The organism is Mesorhizobium sp. CNPSo 4689 (genome assembly GCF_057784325.1).
Genome location: NZ_JBWLUZ010000075.1, coordinates 1 through 6,711, shown reverse-complemented (window position 1 = coordinate 6,711; position 6,711 = coordinate 1). Strand labels below are relative to the sequence as shown.

Annotated in this window: 3 protein-coding genes and 4 pseudogenes; 3 read left to right on the top strand and 4 right to left on the bottom strand. The window is 58.0% G+C overall.

What is annotated here, in order from left to right; all coding sequences use genetic code 11:
• Positions 1–607: 607 nt before the first annotated feature.
• Positions 608–721: pseudogene (locus tag AC04SI_RS32835) on the bottom strand (IS630 family transposase); the annotation flags it as partial.
• A gap of 74 nt (positions 722–795) precedes the next feature.
• Between AC04SI_RS32835 and AC04SI_RS32830 the strand changes: the two are divergent.
• Positions 796–1,167, top strand: a pseudogene (locus AC04SI_RS32830) (IS110 family transposase); the annotation flags it as partial.
• Between the two features lie 296 nt (positions 1,168–1,463).
• On the opposite strand, the gene AC04SI_RS32825 reads toward AC04SI_RS32830, so the two are convergent.
• Entirely contained in the window at positions 1,464–2,495 is a 1,032-nt protein-coding gene (locus AC04SI_RS32825) for an IS110 family RNA-guided transposase (RefSeq protein ID WP_488475683.1), read from the bottom strand.
• 129 nt (positions 2,496–2,624) lie between these two features.
• Between AC04SI_RS32825 and AC04SI_RS32820 the strand changes: the two are divergent.
• Positions 2,625–3,293: pseudogene (locus AC04SI_RS32820) on the top strand (IS110 family RNA-guided transposase); the annotation flags it as partial.
• A 265-nt stretch (positions 3,294–3,558) separates the two neighbouring features.
• On the opposite strand, the pseudogene AC04SI_RS32815 reads toward AC04SI_RS32820, so the two are convergent.
• Together AC04SI_RS32815 and ectB are read right to left on the bottom strand one after the other, a co-directional pair.
• Positions 3,559–3,894: pseudogene (locus AC04SI_RS32815) on the bottom strand (helix-turn-helix domain-containing protein); the annotation flags it as partial.
• Between the two features lie 85 nt (positions 3,895–3,979).
• Positions 3,980–5,254 carry a diaminobutyrate--2-oxoglutarate transaminase gene (gene ectB / locus AC04SI_RS32810; RefSeq protein WP_488475682.1) on the bottom strand — a complete coding sequence of 425 codons (1,275 nt, stop codon included), beginning with the start codon at positions 5,252–5,254 and terminating at the stop codon, positions 3,980–3,982.
• Positions 5,255–6,477: 1,223 nt separating this feature from the next.
• On the opposite strand from ectB, the gene AC04SI_RS32805 reads away from it, so the two are divergent.
• On the top strand, positions 6,478–6,711 hold a 234-nt coding region (locus tag AC04SI_RS32805; protein ID WP_488475681.1), incomplete at its 3' end, for a condensation domain-containing protein.

Here is a 6,711-nt window from a genome sequence, read left to right as displayed (position 1 = left end):
GGACAATCGAAAGCTCGGGTGAAATCAGCGAGCGGAAGGCATGGAGCACGGGCAAATCACGGCGTCGACTGCGATTCCGACTCTATGAACTTATTCGCACCGTCCGTGAATCCCGCAACCTGCACCAAATATGCGGAAGAACCCCTGATCGCCGGTCCGCCCCAGTCTCCTGCATCGGTACTCTCGCCTTGCGGTTTGGCCCGCTTGAGCTTCTCCCTTTGCATCAGGAGCCTGGTTCCTGCAGTTCCGCGCGAATGCCTGTGTCCGACTCACGCCCCCTCAACGCCGGTCGCCGCCCGCCCTGTCATCAGGCACCCGGCGGACTTGTCCCAGGATGACGAGACGGTCCTGGTTTCGGCGACACTTACGTTCATAACGACGCGTCTTCGAAGGGTTCACTTTCGTTCGTCTTTCGGACACCCACCTGCTCGGATCTCGTCCGAACTTTTCATCCAACGCTCACCACCACGGCTCTTTACCGCAGCAGCTTGGACTGGTTTGAGACCTGCTCCTGAAAGCCGATCCCGGAGGGCCGTCCCCCATCATTCACGCAGCTTTACGCTACGGTCTTAGTTCATATTGAACTCCTTCCGCTGCTCTGCAGCACACTCTCATCGATGAACACGAGCTTCGCCGGATCGAGGTCGAGCTGGCCGTCGAACCAGTCCCGGCGCCGCTTCAGAATGTCGGGGCGATCCTGCTCCAGTGCGTGCGCGGACTTTCATGGAATGGCCCGCCCTCCTTCGAGGGCATCGCGCTAGGATGCCGGTGTTTGGAACCGGAGAAGGACGAGCCATGACGATCATGATACTGGGAATTGACCTTGGCAAGAACAGCTGCAGCGTTGCGGGATTGGATGCGGATGGGAAGGTGGTTCTGCGCCGCCGCATGCAACCGAAAACGATTGTGGGCTTCGCCTCGAAGCTTCCGCCCTGCACGGTTGCAATGGAGGCCTACTGCGGCGCGCATCATCTGAGTCGGCTTCTGAGCGACCAGGGACATGAGGTCCGACTGATGTCGCCGGAATACGTGCGTCCTTACGTGAAGGCGCAGAAGAACGATGATCGGGACGCTGAAGCCATCGCCGAAGCCGCGACACGGCCGACTATGCGATTTGTCGAGCTGAAGACGGCGGAGCAGCTGGATATCCAGTCGCTGCATCGGGTCGTCTAATCGCCCGACCGTCAAGGGGGTAGATGCAAGGCAGTCGTCCTTTTTGCCGATGGTCGTTCGTATGCCGGGGTACAGGGTCGTCTACGCGGTCGATGCAAAGCTCGCCGCAGGATGAGTTTCGCAGGTGAGATCTTCCTATGTTCGTTACGCAATCTGCTAAACGAGGCAGTTGCTTCCCGCTTCGCGGAATGATCTCAGCCACGTCCCGGCAGGGACGACTCGGTGCGTCCTGTAAGGACGCGATCGGTTGAATGGCCTGAAGAAATCGTCGTAGGCTAACGTCTGCAGGATCAGACAGCGGCGGGCGTTCCTCCATGCGGATCGAACAGCTCGCCCGTCCGGAGCATCGCATGCATGATCACTGCCAGCTTGCGCGCCAGAGCCACGGCCGCTCGCTTGGCGCCGAGCCGATCTTTCAGCTCCAACGCCCAGGTTCGCAGGGCGCTGTTATCCGTCGACCGGTTCAGGATGACTGCGGCCGCCTCGTATAGCAGTCCGCGCAACTGATTGTCGCCACGGCGCGAGATATGGCCGTCATGATCGACCTCGCCGGACTGGTAGCGCCTCGGGGTCAGGCCCACCCATGCGCCCACGGCGCGCGAGTTCCTGAAGTTCGCCGGATCCTCCACGGCTGCGGCAAAGGCGGTGGCTGTGACGGTGCCTACACCGGGCACTGACATGAGCAGACGGCAGTGCTGGTCCTCACGCGCCATCGCGGCCAGTTGCTTGCTCAGCTCCGCTATTTGGTATCGGATATCACTCCACGCCCGAAGCATTGGCACAACGATGCGCGCCAGCTTTTCTGCACCCTGCAGAAGGTTGCGAACGTTGCGCTCGAACACGCTTCCGGCGCCTTTGGGCACGACGAGGCCGAACGTCTTCATCAACCCACGGATTTGGTTGGATATCTGCAAACGCATCTTAAGAAGCTGGCGCCGTGCGGTGATCAGCGTGCGGATTAGCATACTGTCGAAACCTTTGACCCGAACCTCTCGGTAGAAGCCGACCTCGGCCAGATGGGCCAAGCCATCGGCATCGTTCGCATCGGTCTTGTTCGCGGCCATGTCGAGCGCGGCCTTGGCATGCCGCGCGTCGATGCAGATCACTGGCAGGCCCTCTGCCGTCAACGCATGGTAGAACCACACCGACAGCGGCCCCGTTTCGAACACGACCCGCCGGACATGCGGTGCGCGCTTGCGGATCACCGCCGCAAGCAGTTGCGGGTCGGACGCGCACTTACCCCGCCAAATCCTCTTGCCGTCCTGCCGGATCGATATTGCCGTCTCTTTCATGGATACGTCGAGACCGATATAGTGTTCCATGGCTGTCCTCCGTTCGGTGCCTGGGCCCGGTGTCCATCGAGAGCCCGTTCTTCATCCTATCGGAGGACAGCCAGCCGGCTAGATGTTCGAACATCGCCGCCACATCTCAGGTGGCCACCACGTCCGCGATTACGTCATGTTCGTTCAAGGCTGGTGGGCGCGCGCACGACGCTGACCAACCAGTTGCGCGCCATTCTGCTGGAGCGCGGCACGACTATCGCACAGGGACGCCGCAAGCTCGAGCAGGCTGTGGAGGCATTGCTCGCCGATCCGGACTTCATGGCCGGCCGCATCCGCCGCCTGCTTGCGGAGATGCGGGAGGAATGGCTTGATCTCGACCGCCGTATCGAGGCTTTGGATCGGGAGTTCGTCGAACTGGCCCGCAACGATGCAGGTGCTCGGCGCCTGACGACGATCCCCGGTATCGGTGCTCTCAATGCCACCGCTCTCGTCGCCGCTGTAGGGGACGGCACGACCTTCGCAAGAGCCCGTGATCTCGGCGCATGGCTGGGGCTCGTGCCCCGGCAACATACCACCGGCGGCAAACCCAGGCTGCTCGGCATCTCCAAGCGCGGCAACAAATACCTGCGCACGCTGCTGATCCATGGGGCAAGGGCGGCCTTGCCATCGCTGGCCCGAAGCCAGACATTGCTGGGCGCGTGGCTGCGTAACCTGCTCGACAGACGGCATCGCAACACGGTGGTCGTGGCGCTGGCCAACAAACTCGCCCGCATCGCATGGGTGATATTGCGTCGCGAGGCACCCTTCGAGGCCGACCGAGCCATGGCAGCCGCCTGAAATAATTAGGTCAGCGGCGACACGAATGGACGCCGCCCGACCGATGATGTCTGCGAGAGGACTTTGAAAGATGGCCTGACGGTCGAACCGACGTTCTGGAAGCCTGGTTCAAAAGATGGCGCTTCGACGCCGTGACTTTTATGAGGCCCGGAGCGTGCGGATCTCCATCTTGGCGACGGCAATCAGCCGACACGCCGTATACGTTGATGCAGACCAGCCGCCATCAGAAATAAACCTCTTGCCGACGGGCGGGCCATACGTTTTTGAATGTCCAGCCGTGGCCGCGAAGCCAGGCGCTCAAGGCGCTGCGGCTGATCCGCACCGACTGCTCGGCGACGAGCCGCTCCACCATCTCGTTCAGCGTGATGTCCTTGCGCTCCTCGATCAGCCCGACGATGAAGGCTTCATGCGCATCTAGGCTGGAGGCGCGGCGGCCGCCCTGCGGGCGTGGCGCCAGTTCGCCGATCTTCGCCCGCGCAATCCAGCGGATCGCGCTGGACACTCCCACGCCGAACCGCGCCGCCGCTTGCCGCGCCGACATGCCCTCGTCCGAAGCCCTCAAAACCCGCGACCGAAGATCCACGCTCAATGCTCTTCCCATCGTCAACCTCCATCGAGGTGGATGTTGAATCAGCACAAAACGCAGCCGTCACATCACAATCGATTCATCGATCACAGGACGTGCTCTAGACAATTGCGTGAACAGAACTTTCCAGAATGTCGAGCCCTCGATGAAGCGTATGCCTGTCAATTGTCAAAGGAGGAAGAAACTTGATGACTTGGTCCTCTGCGCCGCATCGCTCCACTACGAGCCCATCCTCAAAGGCCTTATGGACGATTTTCTCGGCTAGTTCGCCTGTGCTGCAATCCAGCCCCAGCATCATGCCCCTTCCGCGCACGGAAAAGCTATGATTTCGGCTGCTTTGAACGACCTGCCGAAGGCATTCGCTCAGAATGCGTCCCATTTCCGCGACATCTTTGGACAAATTTTCATTCGTCCAATATTTGCGCAATGCTGCAGTCCCCGTCACTAACGCAAGATTGTTTCCCCTGAAAGTCCCATTGTGTTCGCCAGGCCGCCAAACGTCCAATTCAGGTTTGAGTAGCAAAAGGGATAGCGGCAGTCCGCATCCGCTAAGAGACTTCGACAAAATGATAATGTCTGGTGATACATTTGCGAATTCGAAACTGAAGAAATTTCCCGTTCGTCCGCAACCTGCTTGAATATCATCAACAATTAGAAGGATGCCGTTCCGTCTGCAAAGCCGCTCGATCGACTGCAGCCAGCCTTTGCTCGCAGCGTTGATACCGCCCTCGCCTTGGACGGTTTCCAGAATGATTGCTGCCGGTCGGTCGACACCACTGCCTCCATCTGCAACCACCCTCTCTAGATATTCCGAAGAATCGACATCTGCTCCCAAATACCCGTCATAGGGCATGAAAACTGATCCGGCGGCAGGAAGGCCTGCCACATCTCGGTAGTATCGATTGCCGGTTACCGCAAGCGCGCCCAAGCTCACTCCATGAAAACCGTTGGTAAACGAGATCACACTGTGCCGACCAGTGGCCTTGCGTGCGAGTTTCAGAGCGGCCTCCACGGCATTGGTCCCGGTAGGACCAGGAAACTGAAATTTATACGTTAGACCCCGCGCTCGTAATATTATAGCGTCAAAATACTCCATAAACTCTCTTTTGGCCGATGTTGCCATGTCTAACCCGTGGATTATTCCATTTGACTTGAGATATCGCATTGCCTCATTGAGCAAGTCGGAATCGTTGTGACCGTAGTTAAGGACACCCGATCCGGAGAGAAAATCTATAAATTCACGTCCATTCTCGTCCTCGAGAATGGCACCCGCGGCCTTCCTGAACACAACAGGAAAGGACCGCGAATATGACCGCACGTTCGATTCAAGGGTTTTGAAGGCAAATAGGGAGTTGGAGCTACTTTCTTGGCGCATGATCTTTCCTCAGCTAGCGACGTCTTAAGCACCGCACCCATGCTCTTGAAGCGGTCGTTGGGATCTCCCAAGCCTGACTTCGCAAGCTAGTGTCTGCCGGAATTTCGGCGGTGGCTCCGTGGTTTACACGGCAACTTCGGCTCGCGCGCCTACCAAGGATGGTAGTGTCGACGCTGACCGTTTCCGGGCACTGCCCGGAGCTGGCGTCGGCGACCATGACGCGATGCTGGTACTGGACGTAAATTCCGATATTTTGTCTTCACCCATAACTCTTATTCTTAGTCAGAAATGCTTTATTATACAGCCGGATACTCCACATAACCTGCGGCCACAGCTATCTACCGGTGGCTCACTGCTGGCGCGGAGGCCGAGAGAGTGAACGAACGAAGCGGTCTGTTGTATTCGCCGGAACTCACCGAGCGCCGATCACTATTCGACACTGCGACCTCAAACAGTTTGAAGTCTGGCGAAATGTATGAGGCCAGAAGCCACCCTGCGGTCTCGCGGCCGTTCGTCATCGACATGCTCCTTGTGAGATCGTGGGCGGCGACTGATGGCGTTCTCAGGATCGGAGATCGCGAAGGCTCTGGTGGCTAGAAGATGGAGATAAATGCCGAGCGGCGTGCGCAGATAGGATTATTGCCGTGCAGGGCGGCAGGCCGAACGAGCCTCTCATTCTGATAGCAGGCTATGCATAATTATCTGCTGGGGCTCATGCGATGCTAGCCGCCTCGATGCATGGCGATAAGCTTTTTACGGCCTGAAGCGACGCTGGGGTCGCCGTTGTGGTGCTTTTCCACGCGCCTCGTCAGGCGCTGGGATTGCTCATTTGCAGGTTGCGGTCGACGGGTTCGTTTCGGGGCGTCTGCGCCCCATCGTTATGTTGCGAGTTGAGGTCGGCATCGCGGCTCGCAAGCCCCACATCGCGTTAGCGCTCGTTTCTTTTGATTATGCATTTTACCAGAGCGGCGCATGCACCGTGTGAAGGTTTGATACGAAAATGCAACGAGTGTGAAATGGCTTTCCCTGGCTTGGACTCTTTTTTCGCATTCCTCCTTTGCAAAATACATATGCGGCGTTCATCTTCAGTTCAAACGGAAATAAGTATGAAATTTTGACGAATGAAGCGTAACCATGAAGTCAAAATAATTTCTTATAATATTCACCCAATTTCCAAATAAAATTAGTAGCCTCCTCCGCACAACAAATTGGCGGAGGAAGCTATGGATTACGTCACGCGCCCGCTGTCGTATGGTCAAATGGGCCTCTGGTTACATCATCAAAAGAGGCCAACCGGGAGCGAATACAATCTGCCAGTCGAGCTGCGCATAAAGGCACCGTTCGACATTGATGCCTTGAGGCGCGTCCTCCGGTCGTTGATAGACCGGCATGACATGCTGCGAACGACCTTTCACCACGAAGGCGAGCGTGTCGTTCAGCGGATTCATCGGACAAGC

Coding starts and splice junctions, on each gene's coding strand:
- AC04SI_RS32825 (WP_488475683.1), bottom strand. CDS start 2,495: ATGGAACACTATATCGGTCTCGACGTATCCATGAAAGAGACGGCAATA.
- ectB (WP_488475682.1), bottom strand. CDS start 5,254: ATGCGCCAAGAAAGTAGCTCCAACTCCCTATTTGCCTTCAAAACCCTT.